Annotated in this window: 20 protein-coding genes and 1 tRNA gene; 7 read left to right on the top strand and 14 right to left on the bottom strand. The window is 73.1% G+C overall.

Annotation, left to right across the window (positions count from 1 at the left end):
* Positions 1-44: 44 nt before the first annotated feature.
* Together NUM_RS20990 and NUM_RS20985 are read right to left on the bottom strand one after the other, a co-directional pair.
* The gene (locus NUM_RS20990) at positions 45-482 is read right to left on the bottom strand and encodes a nuclear transport factor 2 family protein (RefSeq protein ID WP_207126615.1); all 438 of its coding nucleotides are present in this window, start codon (positions 480-482) and stop codon (positions 45-47) included.
* The gene (locus NUM_RS20985) at positions 479-1,117 is read right to left on the bottom strand and encodes a TetR/AcrR family transcriptional regulator (protein ID WP_207126614.1); all 639 of its coding nucleotides are present in this window, start codon (positions 1,115-1,117) and stop codon (positions 479-481) included. The genes NUM_RS20990 and NUM_RS20985 overlap by 4 nt, the downstream gene beginning before the upstream one ends.
* A 113-nt stretch (positions 1,118-1,230) precedes the next feature.
* On the opposite strand from NUM_RS20985, the gene NUM_RS20980 reads away from it, so the two are divergent.
* Together NUM_RS20980 and NUM_RS20975 are read left to right on the top strand one after the other, a co-directional pair.
* Positions 1,231-2,100 carry an SDR family NAD(P)-dependent oxidoreductase gene (locus NUM_RS20980; protein WP_207126613.1) on the top strand — a complete coding sequence of 290 codons (870 nt, stop codon included), beginning with the start codon at positions 1,231-1,233 and terminating at the stop codon, positions 2,098-2,100.
* 191 nt (positions 2,101-2,291) lie between these two features.
* On the top strand, positions 2,292-3,686 hold the full coding sequence (locus tag NUM_RS20975; protein WP_225918735.1) for a glycoside hydrolase family 16 protein: 1,395 nt from the start codon (positions 2,292-2,294) through the stop codon (positions 3,684-3,686).
* Positions 3,687-3,780: 94 nt separating this feature from the next.
* On the opposite strand, the gene NUM_RS20970 is transcribed toward NUM_RS20975, so the two are convergent.
* Positions 3,781-4,602: a WecB/TagA/CpsF family glycosyltransferase gene (locus tag NUM_RS20970; RefSeq protein WP_207126612.1), complete on the bottom strand. Its 822-nt coding sequence runs from the start codon at positions 4,600-4,602 to the stop codon at positions 3,781-3,783.
* A 157-nt stretch (positions 4,603-4,759) separates the two neighbouring features.
* Here NUM_RS20970 and NUM_RS20965 point away from each other — a divergent pair, with 157 nt between their 5' ends.
* Together NUM_RS20965 and NUM_RS20960 are read left to right on the top strand one after the other, a co-directional pair.
* The gene (locus tag NUM_RS20965; protein WP_207126611.1) at positions 4,760-5,722 is read left to right on the top strand and encodes a sulfotransferase family protein; all 963 of its coding nucleotides are present in this window, start codon (positions 4,760-4,762) and stop codon (positions 5,720-5,722) included.
* The gene (locus NUM_RS20960; protein ID WP_207126610.1) at positions 5,719-6,693 is read left to right on the top strand and encodes a glycosyltransferase family 2 protein; all 975 of its coding nucleotides are present in this window, start codon (positions 5,719-5,721) and stop codon (positions 6,691-6,693) included. Before NUM_RS20965 ends, NUM_RS20960 begins: the two co-directional genes overlap by 4 nt.
* A 75-nt stretch (positions 6,694-6,768) precedes the next feature.
* Here the strand turns inward: NUM_RS20960 and NUM_RS20955 are convergent, their stop codons facing one another.
* Entirely contained in the window at positions 6,769-7,617 is an 849-nt protein-coding gene (locus NUM_RS20955) for an NmrA/HSCARG family protein (RefSeq protein WP_207126609.1), read from the bottom strand.
* A gap of 109 nt (positions 7,618-7,726) precedes the next feature.
* Between NUM_RS20955 and NUM_RS20950 the strand changes: the two genes are divergently transcribed.
* Complete coding sequence (locus NUM_RS20950; RefSeq protein ID WP_207126608.1) at positions 7,727-8,182, top strand: MarR family winged helix-turn-helix transcriptional regulator; 456 nt, start codon at positions 7,727-7,729, stop codon at positions 8,180-8,182.
* 297 nt (positions 8,183-8,479) lie between these two features.
* Positions 8,480-9,121 carry a TNT domain-containing protein gene (locus NUM_RS20945; RefSeq protein ID WP_207126607.1) on the top strand — a complete coding sequence of 214 codons (642 nt, stop codon included), beginning with the start codon at positions 8,480-8,482 and terminating at the stop codon, positions 9,119-9,121.
* 18 nt (positions 9,122-9,139) lie between these two features.
* Here the strand turns inward: NUM_RS20945 and NUM_RS20940 are convergent, their stop codons facing one another.
* Positions 9,140-10,117 (bottom strand): zinc-binding dehydrogenase, encoded by a 978-nt coding sequence (locus tag NUM_RS20940; RefSeq protein ID WP_207126606.1) that lies wholly within the window; start codon positions 10,115-10,117, stop codon positions 9,140-9,142.
* Positions 10,118-10,208: 91 nt separating this feature from the next.
* Here NUM_RS20940 and NUM_RS20935 point away from each other — a divergent pair, with 91 nt between their 5' ends.
* Positions 10,209-10,865 (top strand): TetR/AcrR family transcriptional regulator, encoded by a 657-nt coding sequence (locus NUM_RS20935; RefSeq protein WP_225918734.1) that lies wholly within the window; start codon positions 10,209-10,211, stop codon positions 10,863-10,865.
* A gap of 26 nt (positions 10,866-10,891) precedes the next feature.
* On the opposite strand, the gene NUM_RS20930 is transcribed toward NUM_RS20935, so the two are convergent.
* From NUM_RS20930 to NUM_RS20890, 9 genes are all read right to left on the bottom strand, one after another.
* Positions 10,892-12,211 carry a sulfate adenylyltransferase subunit 1 gene (locus NUM_RS20930; RefSeq protein ID WP_370467025.1) on the bottom strand — a complete coding sequence of 440 codons (1,320 nt, stop codon included), beginning with the start codon at positions 12,209-12,211 and terminating at the stop codon, positions 10,892-10,894.
* Complete coding sequence (cysD, locus tag NUM_RS20925) at positions 12,212-13,120, bottom strand: sulfate adenylyltransferase subunit CysD (RefSeq protein WP_207126605.1); 909 nt, start codon at positions 13,118-13,120, stop codon at positions 12,212-12,214. It lies immediately after the preceding gene.
* 174 nt (positions 13,121-13,294) lie between these two features.
* Positions 13,295-14,146, bottom strand: coding sequence for a 3'(2'),5'-bisphosphate nucleotidase CysQ (locus tag NUM_RS20920; RefSeq protein WP_207126604.1), 852 nt, complete (start codon positions 14,144-14,146; stop codon positions 13,295-13,297).
* 31 nt (positions 14,147-14,177) lie between these two features.
* Complete coding sequence (locus NUM_RS20915) at positions 14,178-15,632, bottom strand: sugar transferase (protein WP_225918733.1); 1,455 nt, start codon at positions 15,630-15,632, stop codon at positions 14,178-14,180.
* A 133-nt stretch (positions 15,633-15,765) separates the two neighbouring features.
* Positions 15,766-16,350, bottom strand: coding sequence for an aminoacyl-tRNA hydrolase (pth, locus tag NUM_RS20910; RefSeq protein WP_207126603.1), 585 nt, complete (start codon positions 16,348-16,350; stop codon positions 15,766-15,768).
* Between the two features lie 105 nt (positions 16,351-16,455).
* Entirely contained in the window at positions 16,456-17,091 is a 636-nt protein-coding gene (locus NUM_RS20905; RefSeq protein WP_207126602.1) for a 50S ribosomal protein L25/general stress protein Ctc, read from the bottom strand.
* Positions 17,092-17,493: 402 nt separating this feature from the next.
* Positions 17,494-18,477, bottom strand: coding sequence for a ribose-phosphate diphosphokinase (locus NUM_RS20900; RefSeq protein ID WP_207126601.1), 984 nt, complete (start codon positions 18,475-18,477; stop codon positions 17,494-17,496).
* Positions 18,478-18,503: 26 nt separating this feature from the next.
* A complete protein-coding gene (glmU, locus tag NUM_RS20895) occupies positions 18,504-20,135 on the bottom strand; it encodes a bifunctional UDP-N-acetylglucosamine diphosphorylase/glucosamine-1-phosphate N-acetyltransferase GlmU (RefSeq protein WP_308440582.1) in 1,632 nt (543 codons plus the stop codon).
* A 130-nt stretch (positions 20,136-20,265) separates the two neighbouring features.
* A tRNA-Gln gene (locus NUM_RS20890) sits at positions 20,266-20,337 on the bottom strand.
* Between the last annotated feature and the right edge of the window lie 39 nt (positions 20,338-20,376).

Below are 20,376 nucleotides of genomic sequence, written 5' to 3'. Positions count from 1 at the left end.
CTCGCGCGCCGGGGCCACGGGCCGCTCGCGTACGGGGGGCACGGTCAGGCGCGGTCCACCCGCAGGTGACGACCGACGTCACCGACCAACCGGATGTCCACCGTCCGGGCGGCGAACCGCCAGCCGTCGTCCCGCCGCACGAACCGGTCGGCGTACCGGCCGGCGGCGATCGGCCGCAGCGGCACGTCGGGCAGCGCCTGGAAGACCGTGACGTAGGAGCGAGCCGCCGCACTCGCCCGGTCATCGGCGACCTCGACGACGAGGTTGCTGACGACGTGCTGGGTACGTGGGGTCCCGTCCGGATGGATGATCACCGTGCGGCGGAACATCCCGGCGATCTCGTCCCGCCCTCGCAGCGGCGCGCCGCTGCCGGTGAAGACCGCCTCGGCCAGCAGCTCGCCGAGGCCGTCGAGGTCACCGTCGTCGACCAGCTGCGCGTACCGGAAGATCAGCGCCTCGATGGCGCGGTGGTCCGAGCTCATCGCTCGCCTTTCGTGGATGCGGGTTGTCGCGCCGGCAGGTGCGGGCCGGCGTCGTCCTGGCCGGCAGCCGAGCGCCCGAGGAGGGCGGCGACCGCGTCGACGACGACCTTGCGCCGTGCCTTGACGGTGTCGACCTCGACGACCGCGTCGAACTCGGGCACGTTCGCGTCCCAGAAACCCGACAGGTGCAGGACGAGGCCGAGCAGCACGTCCGGCGCGAACCGGGCCGGCACGGCACCGGCGGCCTGCGCCGCGGCCACCGCCTCGATCTTGGCCCGGTTGCTGGCCAGCACGCCCTGCGCCAGGTCGCCGGTGCCGGCCCGTTCCAGCCGGTACCAGCTCGCGATGCGCTGCACCCAGGGGCGCTGCCGGTACGAGTCGAACAACCGGCCGGCGTACTCGGGCAGGTCCGTGGCGTCGATCGGGACGGCGTCGACGGTCTGCCGGCACATGTCGTCGAAGACCGCGTCGAACAGCCCGTCCTTGCTGCCGAAGTAGTGGTAGATCTGCGCCTTGTTGCTGCGGGCCGCGTCGGCGATCCGGTCCACCCGGCTGCCGGCGATGCCCCGGGCGGCGAACTCGTCGCGCGCCGCGGCGAGCAGGCGCTGCCGGGTCGCCGCTGCGTCTCTGGTCACACCGGCAGCTTATCAACTGACCATTTAGTTGACGACTCGCCTCCCGGGCGCTTCACTGGAGCCAGAGCTAATCAACCGGTTAGTTAGAACCTCCACGAGGGGAAGTGGGCTCCATGTCGTCCCTGGTTTTCCTGGTCAGCGGCGCGTCGCGCGGCCTGGGCCGCGAGATCGTCCGTACCGCGCTGGCCGACGGCCACCGCGTCGTCGCCGGTGCCCGCAGCACGTCGACGCTCGACGACCTCGCCGCCGCGTACCCGGACCGGCTCGTCGCCGTGCCGCTGGACGTCACCGACGACGACGCCGCACGCGCCGCGGTGCGTACCGCCGTCGACCGGTTCGGCCGGCTCGACGTGCTGGTCAACAACGCCGGTTACGCCAACGTCGCATCGATCGAGGACGTCGCGGCGGCCGACTTCCGCGCGCAGGTCGAGACCAACCTGTTCGGCGTGGTCCGGCTCACCCAGGCGGCGTTGCCGGTCATGCGCGAGCAACGCGCCGGCCGGATCATCCAGATCTCGTCGGTCGGTGGCCGGCTCGCCACCCCCGGCCTCGGCGCGTACCAGACCGCGAAGTGGGCGGTCGGCGGCTTCTCGTCGGTACTGGCGGCCGAGGTCGCCCCGCTCGGCATCGCGGTCACCGTGCTCGAACCCGGCGGCATGCGGACCGACTGGGCCGGCTCGTCGATGCGGGTCGCCGACATCCGCCCGGAGTACGCGGAGACCGTCGGCCGGGCGGCGGCCATGCACGGCGCCGGCGAGGCCACCGCGGCCAGCGATCCGGCGAAGGTGGCCCGGCTGGTACTCGACGTCGTGGCGCTGCCCGAGCCGCCACTGCGGTTGCTCGCCGGCGCCGACGCGTTCCGGTACGCGACCGCCGCCGGCCGCGCCCTGCTCGCCACCGACGAACGGTGGCGGGCACTGAGCGAGTCCACCACCGCCACCGACGCGACGGCGGCCGACCTCGATCCACTCGCTCAGCACTGATCCGACCGGGGCCGCTCGGCCCCGGCCGGGAAACTGTGAGGTTACTTGACAGATAGCGCGGTTCGGCGGTGTACTCCTCCGTAAGCGCTTCCGTCCGCATTCACCCCGATGTGTACGGAGGTGTTCCCCTGCGGGCGGCGCCCCCTCGACGACCCGCCCGCGCTCGCCTCGGATGCACCGCGGAGGTCACCGTGAGCAGATCGATCAGGCACCGAATCGGGCTGGCACTCGTCGCGGGGGCGGCACTCGCCCTCGCCGCCTTCGGCGCAGCCGTACCGTCCGACGCCGCCCCGACGCCGTCGGCGGCTCCGCGGGCGGTACCCGCGCCGCCGACCGGGTGGAGCACGGTGTTCAGCGACGACTTCGGCGGGGCCGCCGGCACCGGGGTGAACCGGTCCGACTGGCTCTACGACACCGGTACCGGCTATCCCGGCGGCGCCGGCAACTGGGGCACCGGCGAGGTCGAGACGATGACCGACAGCACCACCAACGTCTACCAGGACGGCTCCGGCCACCTGGTGATCAAGCCGGTCAACAGCAACGGAAGCTGGACCTCGGGCCGGATCGAGACGCAACGTACCGACCTCGCCGCGCCGGCCGGTGGCCAACTGCAGGTGACCGCCTCGATCAAGCAGCCGAGCCCGGCGAACGGCCTCGGGTACTGGCCGGCGTTCTGGATGCTCGGCGCCGCGGCGCGGCCGGTCGGCGCGACGAACTGGCCGAGCATCGGCGAGATCGACGTGATGGAGGACGTCAACGCGCTCAGCGAGGAGGCCGGGACGCTGCACTGCGGCGTGAACCCGGGCGGCCCGTGCAACGAGACGAACGGGCTGGGCAGCGGGCTGCGCGCCTGTTCCGGCTGCCAGACCGGCTACCACACGTACTCGGTGGTCATCGACCGGCGGAACACGTCCGCCGAGCAGATCCGCTGGTACCTGGACGGGACCAACTTCTTCACCGTGAACGAGAGCCAGGTGGGTACGAGCACCTGGCAGGCCGCCGTCGACCACGGGTTCTTCGTCATCCTGAACGTGGCGATGGGCGGCGGCTTCCCGAACGGGGTGTGCGGCTGCGGCACGCCGACCGGGTCGACCTCCTCCGGCGCCGGGATGAGCGTCGACTACGTGGCCGCCTACGCCACCTCGTCGTCGACCCCGCCGCCCACCGGCGGGGGCACCGACGCGTACTCGACGATCCAGGCCGAGGGGTACTCGGCGGCGTCCGGCGTGGCGACCGAGACGACCACGGACGCCGGCGGCGGCCAGGACGTCGGCTGGATCGCCAACGGCGACTGGGCCGAGTACGACGGGGTCGACTTCGGATCCAGCGCGGCCACCCAGTTCCGGGCCCGGGTCGCGTCGGGTGCCGGTGCCGGCATCAGCGGGCTGGTGCAGGTACGGCTCGACTCCCGGTCGGCCGCCCCGATCGGCAGCTTCGCGCTCGCCAACACCGGTGGCTGGCAGAGCTGGCAGACGATCCCGGCGAACATCACCGGGGTGACCGGCAAGCACACGGTCTTCCTGACGTTCAGCAGCGGCCAGCCCGCCGACTTCGTCAACGTCAACTGGTTCACCTTCGGCCACTGACCACCGCGCCGGCCCGGCGGCGATCCCGCCGGGCCGGCGGTTCCGGGTCGGTCGTCGGCGGAGCCCCTGGTCGAGCGCCGGCCGGGCCGGGGGTTCAGGGGCGGTCGCCGGCGGAAGCCACCGCGGACGGTCGGGGCCCGCCGGGCCACGGCGCCCGGTGCGCGGCGGCGGCCAGCAGCAGCCGGGCCGCGAACGGCAGGTCGTGCACCAGGTACCGGCGGGCCAGTCGGCTCGGCTCGGATGCCAACCGGTGCAACCATTCCAGCCCGGTACGTTGCATCCACGCCGGCGCGCGCCGCTGCTCGCCGGCGACGAACCCGATCGCGGCGCCGCAGCCGACGAACCAGCAGCGCGGCAGCTCCGGTACCAGCCGGGCGATCAGCCGTTCCTGCTTGGGGAAGCCGAGTCCGACGAACACGAGGTCGGGCCGGGCGGCGACGACGGCGGCGCACACCGCGTCGAGTTCGGCCGGATCGTCGAAGAAACCGTACGACGGGGACGCCGTGCCGGCGACCGACAGCCCCGGGTACCGCTGCGCGAGCACGGTGCCGGCCCGGTCGGCGACGCCCGGAGGCCCGCCCAGCAGGTACACCGAGCCGGTTCGGGCGGCGAGGGCGGCGGACAGCGACCAGATCAGGTTCGAGCCGGCCACCCGTTCCGGTAGCGCCGCGCCGGCGAGCCGGCTCGCCCAGACCAGCGGGGTACCGTCCGCGACCACGTAGCTGGCCGCCGCGACGTGCCCGCGTGCCTCGGTGTCGCGCCTGGTCAGCCGCAGGATGTCGATGTTGGGTGTGACGATCGTGCCGCCCCGGCCGGCAGCGGACTCGGCGGCGACGGCGGCGACCAGTTCGGCCTCGGTGTACGGGTGGAAGGCGACGTCGGCGAGCACGACGCGATCGGTGACGGGGACCGGCATGAGCCGAGACCCTAGCCGAGAAACTACACATCGTTCGCAAGTACATACCGATAGTGACTACATTCGCGAACCGTCGTTGTACCCGGGGGCGCTGTACCCGGGCCTGCGGATCCGGGGCCCCACGGCCGGACACCGAGCGCGGGAAGCGAGGACATCCGTGGTACGTGTGCTGTTCCTGGGCGGGCTCGGCCGCAGCGGCACCACGCTGATCGAACGGATCCTGGGCGAGTTGCCCGGCGTCTGCGGCCTCGGCGAGGTCGTGCACCTGTGGCGCCGCGACGTGCTCGACGACGAGCGGTGCGGCTGCGGCGAACGGTTCTCCCGCTGCGCGTTCTGGCGCGAGGTCGGTATCGAGGCGTTCGGCGGCTGGAACGCCGACCTGGCGCTGCGGGTGATCGGGCTGCGCGACGCGATCGAACGCACCCGGTACCTGCCGGAGCTCGCCGCGCCCCGGCTGCGCACCGTGCGGGCCCGGCTGGTCGCCGAGTACACCGAGGCGTACCTGCGGATCTACCGCGCGGCGGCGACGGTCGCGGACGCGTCGGTGGTGGTCGACTCGTCCAAGCACGCGTCGCTGGCGTTCTGCCTGCGCTGGCAGCGCGATGTCGACCTGCGGGTGGTGCACGTGGTACGCGACCCGCGCGGCGTCGCGTACTCGTGGACCCGGACCCGGGTACGGCCGGAGGCGGACGGCAGCGCCGAGATGACCCGCTACCCGCCGGCCCGGTCGGCGCTGCTGTGGAACGCGCACAACGCGGCGTTCGGCGTACTGGAACGGCTCGGCACCCCGGTGCACCGGGTGCGGTACGAGCAGTTCGTCGCGGCACCGGCCGCCGCGGTGGAGGAGATCCGCCGGTTCGCCGACCTGCCCCCGCAGCCGCGCCCGCCGGAGTTCCTGACCGACCGCGGCGCCCGGCTGGGCCGCTGCCACAGCGCCGCGGGCAACCCGATGCGGTTCCTCACCGGCGACATCGAACTGCGCTGCGACGACGCCTGGCGGGCCGAACTGCCGGCGCCGAGCCGGCGGCTGGTCGGGGCGCTCACCGCACCGCTGCTCGGCGCGTACGGCTACTCGCTGGGCACCGTCCGCCGTCCCGTCCCCGCCGGAGCGTCCCGATGACCGACCACCGCGGACCGTCCACAGTGGATGACGGCACCGGCACGCACCGGCCGCTCGCAGCGGCTGCTCCGGCGGTGGGGGTGGTGATCGCGACGCACGACCGGCCGGTACAGGTGCGGGAGGCCATCGCGTCGGTGCTCGGGCAGCGCTACCGCGGCGCGGTGCGGGTCGTGGTGGTCTTCGACCGGGCCGAGCCGGACAGCGACCTCGCCGGCGAGCGGGTCACCGTGCTGCGCAACGACCGTACCGCCGGGCTGGCCGGAGCCCGCAACACCGGCATCGCCGCACTGTCCACCATGGACGTACCGCTGGTGGCGTTCTGCGACGACGACGACGTGTGGCTGCCGGGCAAGCTCGCCGCGCAGGTCGCCGCGCTCGCCGCGCATCCCGGCGCCGAGTTCGCCACCTGCGGCATCGAGGTCGAGTACGGCGGGGCGGTGCGGCCCCGGCTCGCCGGCACCGACGTGGTCGACCTGGCCGACCTGGCGCGGTCCCGGATGTCCATGCTGCACGCGTCGACGTTCCTGATCCGCGCCGACGCGCTCGCCACCGACCGGCTCGGACTGGTCGCCGAGGACGCCCCCGGCAGCCAGAACGAGGACTACGACCTGCTGCTGCGCGCCGCCCGGCGGCGCCCGATCGTGCACGTCGACCGGCCGCTGACCCGGGTGCGGTGGGGCGGCTCGTTCTTCACCCACCAGTACCGGACGAAGATCGACTCGCTGCACTGGATGCTGGACCGGCATCCCGAGCTGTCCGCCTGCCGCCCCGGCGCCGCCCGGCTGTACGGGCAGCTCGCCTGCTGGCACGCCGCGGCCGGCGAACGGCGCGCGGCGGTGCGGTACGCGGGCCGGTCGTTGCGCCGCAACCCGCGCGAGCCGCGCGCCGCGATCGCGCTGGCCGCCGCGGCCCGGCTGGTCCGCGTCGAGTCGGTCCTGTCCACCCTGCACCGTCGCGGCCGCGGCATCTGACCCCCGCGGCCGGTCGACCGTGCCGCCGCCCGCGCCGGAATCGCCCACGCGGCAAGGCAATGGCGGCGGCACGGCTCAGTCGGTACGGGCGCGGAGCCAGTCGGCGAGGGTCGTCAGGTCGGGGTGGAGCCGGCGCAGCGCGGGCAGGTCGGCACGGAAGCCCGCCTCGGCGAACCAGGCGAACATCGTCGCCATCTCGGCCGAGTACGCCCGCAGCTCCTCCACCGGCTGCGAGCGGAACGTCGTCGGCTCGCCGGTCACCTCGGTGAACACCTCGGCGATGCGGGTGGGTGTCAGCTCGTCGCCGGCGATCTCCACCGCGCTGCCGAGGGAGGTCTCCGGCTGCTCGAACGCGTCCGCGGCGAACACCCCGATGTCGCGGCTGGCGATCATCTGCAGCGGGACGTCCGGCGGCAGCGCGAGCGTCAGCACCTGACCACCGCCGTCGGCCGGCTGCGGCCCCATCCCGGCGAAGTTGTCCAGGAAGAACACCGGCCGCAGGATCGTCGCGGGCAGCCCCAGCTCGGCGATGTGCCGTTCCACCTCGTACTTGCTCTCGAAGTGCGGGATGCAGCTGTCCCGCTCGGCGCCGGCGACCGAGGCGTACACCAGGTGCCGGACGCCGGCGCGGGCCGCGGCATCGGCGACCGCCCGGCCCTGCCGTACCTCGCCGGCCAGGCCGTCCGGGCCGGTGAACGTCTGCACGCTGAACACCCCGTGCGCGCCGGTCAGCGCGGCGTCGAGGGACGCCGGGTCGTCCAGGTCGCCGCGGACCAGTTCGGCGCCCGCGGCGGCGAGTGGCCGCGCCTTCGCCGGGTCGCGCACCACCGCCCGGACCGGGTGGCCGCGGCGCAGCAGCTCACGCGCCACCGCGCCGCCCTGCCGGCCGGTACCGCCGAGGACCACGATCACATCGTCAGCCATGACTACCTCCGTCGGAGTTGATTGGCATGCCATCGATAATAGGTGGCATGCCATCTATTCCGGCCGAGAGGATTCTCATAGCCGGCCCGGAGCCGGGTTATCGTGTGGTGTGCCCACCAACCAACAGCCGACCCCGGTCGGCCCGGTCAGCGCGATGGTGCCGCGGCTGGCCCGGGCGCACTGGCTGGTCGCCGGCGAGCTGCTGCAGCGGGTCGGGCTCTACCCGGGCCAGGAGCTGCTGCTGATGCAGCTGTGGGAGACCGACCACCGGTCCCAGTCCGAGCTGGCCAAGGCGCTGGGCCTCGACCCGTCCACGGTCGCCCGCACCGTCCGCAGCCTCGAACAGCAGGGCCTGCTCACCCGTACCGGGTCGCCCAGCGACCGGCGCGCCCGGGTGGTGTCGCTGACCAGGGCCGGTCGCGACCTGCGGCCCGCGGTCGAACGGGTCTGGGCCGACCTGGAGACCATCACCACCCGGGACATGACCCCGCGCCAGCGCGCCGACGCGGTACGGCTGATGCGCCGGATGGAAGCGACCCTGCAGGCCGCCCGCGACGACGACTGACCTCGCCACTTTTCTGGCGAATGGCCGTCATTCACCGGCCGAATCGGGAAGATGAGGCGGACACCGTCGTCGTCCGCCGGAGGTTCGTTCGTGAGGATCCGTCGCCTGGTCGTGGCCGCCGCCACCGCCGCACTCGTCGCCGTCCCCGCCGTCCCGGCGGCCGCGCACCCAGCGGGTCCCGCCGCCGCCCGTCCCGGGACCGGATCCGCGAGCCCGACCAGTTCCGCCCTCACCCGTCCCGCGACCGGATCCGCGAGCCCGGCGGGATCCGGCATCGCCCGTCCCGCGACCGACTCCGTGCGCTCACCAGGGTCCGGCGCGGCGCGTCCCGCCGGCGAGACGCGCCCGGCGAGCGGCTGCCATGCCGGCACGCCGGCGAACGCCGAGCCGACCCGGCGGTACTTCCGGGACAAGGCGTACCTCGGCCCGCAGCCGCTGCCGCACCACCGGCCGGTCGGCGCGCTGCTGCACGGGTACCGGCGGCTCGGCGGGATGACCGAGGCGACGTTCGAGGCGCGCTACCGCGACGGCGACCGGTGGGTGTACCCGCCGGACGACGGGTTCGTGGTCCGCGACGGCCGGCCGGTCGAACACCGCGAGACGCTGCTGCCCGGCGAACACCTCGACCGGTTCGGCTACCCGGGCGGCGGGTACCTCGCCCCGACCGGTACCCCGTTCGCGCAGCGGGCGCTGCCGCCGCAGAACCTCGACACCCCGGACGGCACCCCGGGCAGCAACTACCACGAGTACTGCGTGGTCCGGCCGTTCGACGTGGACGCCGGGCCGATCGCGGCCTGGTTCGGCCAGCCCGGGCACGGCCGTCAGTTCAAGCTCGACCCCGCCTACGTCCCGGCCGCCGGCACCGCGCTCACCGTCACCTGGCTGCTCGCCAACCACTACCTCACCGAGGAGAACCCGGCGGCCACGCGCGGGGCGTGAGCTCCGCCGGTCGGGGCCCTACGGGGTCAGCACGATGCGGCCGAAGACCTCGCCGGCGTCCATGCTGCGATGTGCCGATGCCGCCTGCGCCAGCGGAAGCACCTCGTGTACCACGGTGCGCAGCTCGCCGCGGCCCGCGGCGGCGAACTGCTCCGCCCGTACTGCCTGGCGGTCGGTCAGCGGCACCGTGTCGGCGCTGAACGTACCGAACGACAGCGACCGCTGGAACGCCGCGAACAGGGTCATGCCGAAGTCCGCGGGCGGCGGGCCGGCGATCGCGCCCACCGCGACCAGCCGGCCGTTCGGGGCGAGCCGACCGAGGAACGACGGCAGGTCCGGGCCGGCCACGATGTCGAGCACCACGTCGTAGTGGTCCGGCGCGTCGGCGCCGGCTCCGGCACGGCCCACGGTGCCGGCGCGGTCGAGTACGTGGGTGGCGCCGAGCTCGCGGAGCCGCTCGCCGCGCCGGGCCGAGGAGGTGGTGACCGCCACCGCGCCGGCGCCGGCCGCGGCCGCGAGCTGGACGGCGGTGATCCCGATGCTGCCGGCGGCGCCCCGCACCAGTACCGACTCGCCGGCGGCGAAGCGGGCGTGCGCCAGCGCGAAGTGGGCGACCACGCCGGAGCTGCCCAGCGTCACGGCCGCGGCGGCGGACAGCCCGCCGGGCAGCGGCAGGATCTCCCCGACCGGGGCGACCGCCTGCTGGGCGTACCCGCCGCTCAGGCCGGTGAACGCCCACACCCGGCGACCCAGCCAGGAACCGTCGACGCCGCCGCCGACCGCGGTGACCACCCCCGCCACCTCGCTGCCGGGCACGTGGCCGGGCCGGAAGCCGTACCCGTCCAGGGTGCCGCGGCGGATCATCGCGTCGGCGCCGGAGACCCCGATCGCCTCGACGGCGATCAGTACCTGGCCGGCCGCCGGTACCGGCGCCGGGAGGTCGACGACGGCCAGGCCCGCCGGGTCGCCGAACGTCTGGATCGTGACTGCCCGCACCGGCGTCTCCTCGTACTCGTGGATCGGGTGCTCCCGACCGGCGACCTCGAACGTAACGGACGCCGGCGTCCACTTAGCTAAAGTGAGAGTCGTGACCGATGGTTTGCCTCAGCCGGGCGCCGGCGCGCGCGCCGGGACGCGCCGTGACCCGCTGCGCTCGGATGCCCGGGACAACCGGGACCGGATCGTCGACGCGGCCCGCGCGCTGTTCGCCACCGAAGGCCTGGACGTACCGATGCGCGAGGTCGCGCGGCGCGCCGGGGTCGGCCCGGCCACCCTCTACCGACGGTTCCCGACGAAGGAAAGCCTCGTCACCGAGGCGTTCACCGACCAGCTGCACACCTGCCGCGCCATCGTCGACGAGGGCCTGGCCGATCCCGATCCCTGGCACGGTTTCTGCCTGGTACTGGAGAAGATCTGCGTGCTGCACGCCGGCGACCGGGGATTCACCGACGCCTTCGTCGCCACGTACCCGAAGGCGGTGGACTTCGCCGCGGAACGCAGCCACACGATGACCGCGATGCACACGCTGGCCACCCGGGCCCAACGGGCCGGGCAGCTGCGTGCCGACTTCGTCCTCGACGACCTGATCCTGATCATCATGGCCAACAGGGGCATCCGGGGCACCTCGACCGCCGCCCGGGTCGCCGCCTCGCGACGCTTCGTCGCGCTCGCCGTCGAGGCGTTCCGGGCCGCGCCGGACCACCCGCCCCTGCCCCCGGTCGGCCGGCTGGCGTTCGGCGGCTGACCGGCGACGGTGCGACGCGCCGCGGGTCAGTCGGTGGCGACGATCATGCCGGCGGCGACGGTGCGGTTGGTCTGCTCGTCGATGAGCACGAACCCGCCGGTGGTGCGGTTCCGGCGGTACTCGTCGGCCAGCAGCGGCCGGGTGGTGCGCAGCTTGATCCGGCCGATCTCGTTGAGCGACAGCGAATCCGCCGACTCGTCCCGGTGCAGCGTGTTGACGTCGAGCCGGTAGTGCAGGTCGCGCACCATCGCCCGGGCCGAGTGCGTGGTGTGCTTGATGGCGTACTTGCCGCGCGGCCGCAACGGTCGCTGTTCGTCCATCCAGCAGACCATCGCCTCGATGTCCTGCGCCTGCGCCGGTGCGTTGTTCGGCCGGCAGATCAGGTCGCCGCGGGACACGTCGAGCTCGTCGTCCAGCCGGATCGTCACCGACATCGGCGCGAACGCCTCGGTGACCGGGCCGTCCGCGGTGTCGATGCCGGCGATGCGGGTGGTGAACCCGGACGGCAGCACCATCACCTCGTCGCCCGGCTTGAACACCCCGGACGCGATCTGCCCCGCGTACCCGCGGTAGTCGGGATGCGCGGACGACTGCGGCCGGATCACGTACTGCACCGGGAACCGCGCGTCGACCAGGTTGCGGTCCGACGCGATGTGCACGTTCTCCAGGTGGTGTAGCAGCGAGGACCCCTCGTACCAGGGCATCTTCGCCGACCGGGACACCACGTTGTCGCCGTGCAGCGCGGAGATCGGGATGACCGTCAGGTCCGGCGCGTCGAGCTTGGTGGCGAACGCGGTGAACTCGGCGTGGATGTCGTCGAAGACCTGCTGCGAGTAGTCGACCAGATCCATCTTGTTCACGCACAACACCAGGTGCGGCACCCGCAGCAGCGAGCACAGGAACGCGTGCCGGCGGGACTGCTCGACCAGCCCCTTGCGCGCGTCCACCAGGATCAGCGCCAGGTCGGCGGTGGACGCGCCGGTGACCATGTTCCGGGTGTACTGGATGTGCCCCGGGGTGTCGGCGATGATGAACTTGCGCCGCGGCGTCGCGAAGTAGCGGTACGCCACGTCGATCGTGATGCCCTGCTCCCGCTCGGCGCGCAGCCCGTCGGTCAGCAGCGCCAGGTTGGTGTACTCGTCGCCGCGCGCCGCCGAGGTCGACTCGACCGCGGCCAGCTGGTCGGTGAAGATCGACTTCGAGTCGTACAGCAGCCGGCCGATCAGCGTCGACTTCCCGTCGTCGACGCTGCCCGCGGTGGCGAACCGCAGCAGGTCGATCGGGTCGGGCTCGGCGCCGGTCCGCCCGCCGTCGGAGGAGTCCGTGCTCAGCTGGTCCGTGCTCATTTAGAAGTAGCCCTCCCGCTTGCGGTCCTCCATCGCGGACTCGCTGAGCTTGTCGTCGCCGCGGGTCGCACCCCGCTCGGTGATCCGCGTGGCGGCCACCTCGTCGATCACCTTCGCCACCGTGTCGGCCTCGGACGGCACCGCCGCGGTGCAGGTCGCGTCGCCGACGGTGCGGTACCGGACCCGCTCGGTGCGGACCGCCTCGCCGTCGGCCGGCACGATGAACTCGTTCACCGCGTACAGCATGCCGTCGCGCTCGACCACGTCGCGGTCGGCCGCGAAGTACACGTCGGGCAGGCCGATGCGCTCGGCCGCGATGTAGTGCCAGATGTCGAGCTCGGTCCAGTTCGACAGCGGGAACACCCGGATCGACTCGCCCGGCTGCACCCGCGCGTTGTACAGCGACCACAGCTCGGGTCGCTGGTTCTTCGGGTCCCACTGGCCGAACTCGTCCCGGAAGCTGAACATCCGCTCCTTGGCCCGGGCCTTCTCCTCGTCCCGCCGGGCGCCCCCGAACAGCGCGTCGAACCGGTACTTCTCCACCGCCTCCAGCAGCACCGGGGTCTGGATCCGGTTGCGCATCCCGTTCGCCGGGTCGACCACCAGGCCGGACTCGATCGCCTCCGGCACGCTCGCCACGATCAGCTGGACGCCCAGCTCCTCCACCCGGCGGTCCCGGAACGCGAGCACCTCGGCGAAGTTCTGCCCGGTGTCGACGTGCATCACCGGGAACGGGATCGGCGCCGGCCAGAACGCCTTCTGCGCCAGGTGCAGCATCACGATCGAGTCCTTGCCACCGGAGAACAGCAGACAGGGACGCTCGAACTCGGCGGCCACCTCGCGGAACACGAAGATGCTCTCCGCCTCCAGCGCGTCCAGCTGGCTGAAGCGGTAGTCGGTGGAACCCATCGTCCACTCCTGTCCGGTATCGACGTCGATCAGAGGTCTGCGGCCAGCCGGCCCGGCGACGCACGAACGATCCGTGGCACGGCAGCCGTCTCCGGGGCCACCACGGCGAAGCGGGCGCGGGTCGTCGATCCACCCATGCTGCCGGATCGCCGGGTCAGGCGTCCACGGGGAAACTCACATCACATCATCTTCCAGGCCGACACCTAGCTCGGCCAACACTTCCAGCAGCCGCGGCGCCAGGTCGCGCCGGCAGACCAGTACGTCCGGCAGCCACGGATCGGGCCGGTTGTACTGCAGCGGCGAGCCGTCCACCCGGGACGCGTGCAGCCCGGTCGCGAGGGCCACCGCCACCGGCGCCGCCGAGTCCCACTCGTACTGCCCGCCGGCGTGCACGTAGGCGTCGACCCGGCCCTGCACCACGGCGGCCATCTTCGCGCCGGCCGACCCCATCGGTACCACCTCGCCGTCGACCCGTTCGCACAGGTCGGCGAGGAACCCCGGCGGCCGGGTGCGGCTCGCGGCGAGCCGGATCGGTCCGGCGTGCATCGGCGGGTACGTCGGCGGGGCGTCGGTGCCGAGCACCGTCCCGCCGGCCTGCGCGGGCAGCGCCACCGCACCGGCGACCAGCCGCCCCGCGTCCGCCGGCCGGTCGCCGCCGGCGGCACCGCGCTGCCAGAGCGCGACGTGTACCGCCCAGTCGGATCGGCCGGCCTCGGCGAACTCGCGGGTGCCGTCCAGCGGATCGACGATCCAGACCCGCTCGGCGGCGAGCCGGGCATGGTCGTACCGCTCGCCCTCCTCGGACAGCACCGCGTCGCCGGGCCGCCACCGGGCCAGCTCGTCGACCAGCAACTCGTGCGCCCGGCGGTCACCGGCCGCGCGCAGCGCCGCCGGATCGCCGAACCCCAGCTCGGCACGCAACTCGGCCAGCGCGCTGCCGGCCCGGTCGGCCAGCCAGCGGGCGAACGCGGCATCGCTGGCCGGCGCCACCACGCCGCTGCCGGCGAGCGCCGACTGCTCCTCCATGACGCCACTCCTGCCAAAGTCGGTCGGGAACTCAGTAGGCTCCGGACGTTCGTACCACGGCCGTAACGGTACGCAGCAGGATCACCAGGTCCAACGACAGGGACCAGGTCTCGACGTAGCGCAGGTCGAGCCGGATGGCCTCCTCCCACGGCAGGTCGGACCGTCCCGACACCTGCCACAACCCGGTCAAACCGGGCTTGACCACCAGCCTGCGCAGCATGTCCGCGGGGTAGCGCGCCACCTCGGCCGGCAGCGGCGGCCGCGGCCCGACCAGCGACATCTGCCCGACCAGGACGTTCACCAGTTGGGGGAGCTCGTCCAGGGAGAACCGGCGCAGGTACCGGCCGACCCGGGTCACCCGCGGATCGTCCCGGATCTTGAACAACACCCCGGCACCCTCGTCCAACCGGGCCAGCTCGGCCAACCGGGCGTCCGCGTCGACGTACATGCTGCGGAACTTCCAGATCGAGAACACCGCGCCGTCCCGGCCCACCCGGCTCTGCCGGTACAGCACCGGGCCCGGCGAGTCGCGCTTGATCGCCACCGCCACCGCGGCCAGCAGCGGCGCCAGCACCAGCAGCAACAGCGCCGCGCCGCACCGGTCCACCAGCGCCTTCGCCGCCCGCGCCGACCCCCGCAGCCGGGCGTGGTCGACATGCAGCATCGGCAGCCCGTCCACCGGCCGGATCGTGGTCCGCCCCGCCACGTCGATCAGCGCGCTCGCCACGATCAGGTCCACGTCGACCCGCTCCAGCCGCCAGGCCAGCCGGCGCAGCGCCACCCCGTCCAGCTCCGGGCAGGACAGCACGATCACCGTGTCCGCCTCCACCGCCGCCACCGCCGCGCCCGCGTCGGCGAACGTACCCAGCACCGGTACGCCCAGGTCCGGCGCCGGGCCCAGGGTCGGCCGGGGCCGCCGCCGCGGTACGCACGCGCCCACCACCGAAAGCCCGTGGTGGCGTTCGCGATGCAACTGCCGGCAGACCTGCGCCACCGCCCGCCGGTGCCCCAGCACCACCACCCGGCGCAGGTGCCGGCCCGCCGCCCGCCGCCGGTGCAGCCGCTGCCGCAGCGCGAACCGGACCAGCACCGTCGCCACCACCGCCAGCGGCAACACGATCAGCACGTACCCGCGGGACAGCCGCACCTCCGCCAGGTACGACCCGACCGTCACCACCGCGGCCAGCGTCACGCCCGCCCGCAGCACCCGCTCGTACTCGGCCGTACCGACGAACAGCCGGCGCTTCTCGTACGCGTGGTTCGCCGCCAGCGCCGCCACCCAGCCCACCGGCAACAGCGCCACGACCAGCAGGTACACCCGGTTGTAGGCGGTCACGTCGGGCCCGAACCGGGCGGAGAAACCGATCGCGCCGGCCAGCAGCCCGACGGTCAGGTCACCGGCCAGCATCGCCAGCAGGTACCGGGACTCCCACGGCCGGCGCCGCACCCGGGTCCGCGCCGGGCCGACGGCCACCGGAAGGTCCACGGCAGGCAACGGACGCGCCGCGGGCGCCGCCACGTCCACCATCGGCCATGCCTCCGCCGCCACACCGACCCATCCAGCGAAGACAACGCCGAGACGGATCACTTCGTCACGGCGACAACACGTAACGTTGCTATTACGTTGCGTGGAACGAGTTCTGCGCCCACTCCACGCCGTGCTCCACGACCGCCTCGGCCGCATCCGCGGCCTGCTCCAACAGCACGTCGAGCTCCTTGCGCTCCACCGAGGAGAACGGCTTCAACACGAAGTCGGCCGGATCCTGCCGGCCCGGCGGCCGGCCGATGCCGAACCTGACCCGCGCGTACTCCTTGCTGCCCAGCGACCGCGAGATCGACCGCAGGCCGTTGTGGCCGCCCTCGCCGCCGCCGCGCTTGAGCCGGATCGACCCGTACGGCAGGTCCAGCTCGTCGTGCACCACGACCAGCCGATCCACCCCGACCGAGTAGAACGCCGCGACCGCCGACACCGGCCCGCCGGCCAGGTTCATGAACGACTGCGGCTTCACCAACACCAGCTTGGTACCGCCCGGGCCACCCAGCCAGCCCTCCGCCACCTGCGCCTTCGCCCGACCGTGCCGCTTGAACGTCGCCCCCAACCGGCCGGCCAGCAGCTCCGCCACCATGAACCCGGCGTTGTGCCGGTGGGTCGCGTACTCCGGGCCCGGATTGCCCAACCCGACCACCACGAACGGTCCGGACACCAGCCCTCCCACGCACACGAAACGGGGGCGTGCGGAACGCACGCCCCCGTCGAGACTACGAGACCCCGCTGCCGGGCCCGCTCAGGCCTGTCGCCGAACCGCGGCTCAGGCCTCGACCTTCTCGGCCTCCTCGGCCGCCGGCGCCTCGGCCGCGGCCTCGGTCGAGGTCTCCGCCTCGACCTGCGCGGCGCTCGGCGCCGCCACGATCGACACCACGGTCGCCTCCGGGTCACCGGTCAGCTCGGCACCCTCCGGCAGCGGGACCTGCCCCGCCAGCACCCGGTCGCCGACACCCAGACCCTCGATCGACACCTCGAACTGCTCCGGCACGTGCGTCGCCTCGACGTTCACCGACAGCGTGTCCAGGTCCTGCACCACCAGGCCGTCGGCCTCCTTGGCCATCTCGCCGGTGATGTGCACCGCCACCTCGACCGCGACCTTCTCGCCGCGCCGCACGATCAGCAGATCGACGTGGTCGATGGTGTCCTTGATCGGGTCGCGCTGCAGCGCCTTCGGCAGCGCCAGAGTGCGCGCGCCGTCCGCCAACTCGATCGTGAACAGCTGGTTCGCCCCACCGTGACGCAACGCGTTGGTGAACTCGTGCGCGGGCAGTGCGACATGCTTCGGCTTCTCGCCGTGGCCGTACAGCACGGCGGGAATCTTCCCTGCCCGACGAGTACGGCGGGCACCACCCTTGCCGAACTCTGTGCGGGGCTCGGCGCTGATACGGACCTCGGACACGGGAGTACTCCTGTAAACGATGCTGCGGCCTGATTGCGAACTGGCCCGGCGGGGCGCCGAGCGCTGCGGTGCCGGGCGGGAGCGCGCGCGACCCGGGTCAACCGTGCTGGCTCAACACCGTGTCGATAACGACGGCCACGAGGCCGATCACGCCGACCGAAACAGTGGCTCTCGAAGAACCAGACCGATCAGGATCGAAACCGGACCGTGGCCACCCTCGCCATGGCAACCCACCCAGTCTAGCCCCGGCCCTCGCGCACGTGTCCCCGGGTCCACCGATGAGACGCGGCACGCACCCGAACGGCGGCCGCCGGGACGCGGGTCACGGCGACGTGACCACGCCGTACACCCGCCGCGACGAGCACCGGACCGGTCGGGCGCTCGGGCCAGGGGCCGACGCCCCTAGCCGGACAAACCACCGAACAGCGTCGTGACCGAGCCGTCCGCGAAGACCTCCCGGATCGCCCGCGCGATCAACGGCGCGATCGACAACTGGGTGATCTTGTCCAACCGCTTCTCCGGCGGGATCGGCAGTGTGTTGGTCAGGATCACCTCGGAGATCTGCGAGTTCTTCAACCGCTCCGTGGCCGGATCCGACAGCACCCCGTGCGTCGCCGCGACGATCACGTCCGCCGCGCCCGCGGCGAACAGCGCGTCCGCCGCCTTGCAGATGGTGCCGCCCGAATCGATGATGTCGTCGATCGCCACGCACACCCGGCCCTCGACCTCACCGACCACCCGGTTCGCCGACACCTCGTTCGGCCGGGTGATGTCCCGGGTCTTGTGGATGAACGCCAGCGGGCAGCCACCCAGCCGCTCCGTCCAGCGCTCCGCCAGCCGCACCCGGCCCGAATCCGGCGACACCACCGTCATGTCCCGGCCGTCGTACTTGTTCCGCACGTAGTCGGCCAGCAGATCCAGCGCGAACAGGTGATCCACCGGGCCGTCGAAGAAACCCTGGATCTGCGCCGTGTGCAGATCCACCGTCAGGATCCGGTCCGCACCCGCGGTCCGGAACAGGTCCGCCACCAGCCGCGCCGAGATCGGCTCCCGGCCGCGGTGCTTCTTGTCCTGCCGCGCGTACGGGTAGAACGGCACCACGATCGTGATCCGCTTCGCCGAACCCCGCTTCAACGCGTCGATCATCAGCAGGGTCTCCATCACCCACTGGTTGATCGGCTCCGTCATGCTCTGCACCACGAAGGCGTCCGAGCCGCGCACCGACTCGTTGTAACGCACGTAGATCTCGCCGTTGGCGAAGTCGTACGCATCGGTCGGCGTCGGCGAAACCCCCAACGCCTGGCCGATCTCCTCCGCCAGGGCGGGGTACGCCCGGCCCGAGAAGAGCATCAACGACTTGTGGTTCTCCGCGACGATGCTGCCCATGACGGCCGCCCCCCTAGCGATGGAAATCAACACTCACCGGCAGAGCCGGTGGAACCGGCACCGTCGGTAGAGCCGGTGTCCACGGCCCCACCGGCGGAGCCGCCGTCGGTGCCGCCGGTTTCGGTACTCCCGGGAACGGCGAGCCCCGGCCGGGGCGAAGTCTGCCCCGCCGCCGCTGCCGCATCCTCGACAGCATCCCGCTCGGTGGCCTTGATCGCAGCCGCGGCCGCCGGAGTGTCCGGACGATGCCCCACCGTCCAGTCCGGCACCACCCGCTGTGGCGCCGCCGAGTACGACAGCGCGCCCGGCGGCACGTCCCGCCGGATCACCGCACCGGCCCCGGTGTACGCGCCGTCGCCGACCTCCACCGGCGCCACGAACATGTTGTCCGCACCGGTCCGGGCGAAGCTGCCGATCCGGCTGCGGTGCTTGTGCACCCCGTCGTAGTTGACGAACACCGTCGCCGCGCCGATGTTGGTCTGCTCGCCGATCGTCGCGTCACCCACGTACGACAGGTGCGGCACCTTGCTGCCCGCACCGATCTCCGCGTTCTTCGTCTCCACGTACGTGCCGACCTTCGCCCCGGCGTGCAACCGCGAACCCGGCCGCAGGTAGGCGAACGGGCCGACCGAACAGTCCGGCCCGATCACCGCACCGGTCGCCTGCGCCCGCACCACCGACGCGCCCGCACCCACCTCGGTGTCCACCAGCGTGGTGTCCGGGCCGACCGTCGCACCGGCCGCCACCGACGTCGCACCGCGCAACTGCACCTGCGGCTCCAGCAGCACGTCCGGCGCCAGCGTCACCGTCACGTCCAGCCACACGCTCGCCGGGTCGACCATCGTCACCCCGGCCCGCATCCAGGCCCCGTTGACCCGGTCCCGCAGCAGCGCACCCAGCGCGGCCAGCTGCGCCCGGTCGTTGACACCCATCGTCTCGGTGACGTCGGCCGCCACGTACGCGCCGACCCGCTCGCCGGCCTTCACCAGCAGGCCGATCGTGTCGGTCAGGTACTCCTCGCCCTGATCGTTGTCGCTGCGCAGCTCGGCCAGCGTGGCCCGCAGCGCGTCCGCCCGGAACGCGATGATGCCCGAGTTGATCTCCCGGATCCGGCGCTGCTCCGGCGACGCGTCCCGCTCCTCGACGATGCCGACCACCGCGCCGTGCTCGTCTCGGACGATCCGGCCCAGCCCGGTCACGTCCGGCGGCGCCGCGGTCAGCACCGTCGCCGCCGCGCCGGCCCGCTCGTGCGCCGCCACCAGCTCGGTCAGCGTCTCGGCCCGCAACAGCGGGACGTCGCCGGTCAGCACCACGACCGTGCCGTGCGCCGCCGGCGCCTGCTCGACCGCCACCCGGGTGGCGTGCCCGGTACCGCGCTGCTCCGCCTGGTGCACCGGCTCGGCGGCCGGCGCGATCTCCGCCAGGTGCGCGGTGACCTGGTCGGCGGCGGCGCCCACCACCACCAGGGTGCGCTGCGCGGCCAGCGGTTCGGCCGCGGCCAGCACGTGCCCGAGCAGCGTTCGCCCCAGCAGGGCGTGCAGCATCTTGGGCTTGGTCGACTTCATCCGGGTGCCGAGACCCGCGGCCAGCACGATGACGGTGCGCCCGCCACCATCCGCGTCGTACGCAGGGTCGGGGCGACTGGTTGGCTCGCTCACGCTGCGGGCTCCCTTTCGGCGCCGAGTCATCGGACCGGAGCCCATGCTAACCGCCGTTCAGCCCCTCGGACCCCGCGGGTGAACCTCTCGCTGGATACGCCACACGCTCCACCGATGCATCCTCTCAATGCTGGGGTGCCCGGATTCGAACCGGGAGCTCAAGACTCCAAAGGTCTGCGGGTTGCCGTTACCCCACACCCCATAACGAACCGCTCTCCGTGGCCGGGGGCGAGCGATCGAC

The organism is Actinocatenispora comari (genome assembly GCF_017312725.1).
Classification (GTDB): Bacteria; Actinomycetota; Actinomycetes; order Mycobacteriales; family Micromonosporaceae; genus Actinocatenispora; species Actinocatenispora comari.
The sequence above is the reverse complement of the archived record's forward strand: the minus strand, read 5'-3'. Positions and strand labels throughout refer to the sequence as shown.

What these genes read in the sequence shown, in the direction of transcription:
- NUM_RS20900 (WP_207126601.1), bottom strand. Translation starts at nt 18,477, where the DNA reads ATGGGCAGCATCGTCGCGGAGAACCACAAGTCGTTGATGCTCTTCTCG.
- NUM_RS20920 (WP_207126604.1), bottom strand. Translation starts at nt 14,146, where the DNA reads ATGGAGGAGCAGTCGGCGCTCGCCGGCAGCGGCGTGGTGGCGCCGGCC.
- NUM_RS20960 (WP_207126610.1), top strand. Translation starts at nt 5,719, where the DNA reads ATGACCGACCACCGCGGACCGTCCACAGTGGATGACGGCACCGGCACG.
- NUM_RS20930 (WP_370467025.1), bottom strand. Translation starts at nt 12,211, where the DNA reads ATGAGCACGGACCAGCTGAGCACGGACTCCTCCGACGGCGGGCGGACC.
- cysD (WP_207126605.1), bottom strand. Translation starts at nt 13,120, where the DNA reads ATGGGTTCCACCGACTACCGCTTCAGCCAGCTGGACGCGCTGGAGGCG.
- NUM_RS20990 (WP_207126615.1), bottom strand. Translation starts at nt 482, where the DNA reads ATGAGCTCGGACCACCGCGCCATCGAGGCGCTGATCTTCCGGTACGCG.
- NUM_RS20955 (WP_207126609.1), bottom strand. Translation starts at nt 7,617, where the DNA reads ATGGCTGACGATGTGATCGTGGTCCTCGGCGGTACCGGCCGGCAGGGC.
- NUM_RS20970 (WP_207126612.1), bottom strand. Translation starts at nt 4,602, where the DNA reads ATGCCGGTCCCCGTCACCGATCGCGTCGTGCTCGCCGACGTCGCCTTC.
- NUM_RS20980 (WP_207126613.1), top strand. Translation starts at nt 1,231, where the DNA reads ATGTCGTCCCTGGTTTTCCTGGTCAGCGGCGCGTCGCGCGGCCTGGGC.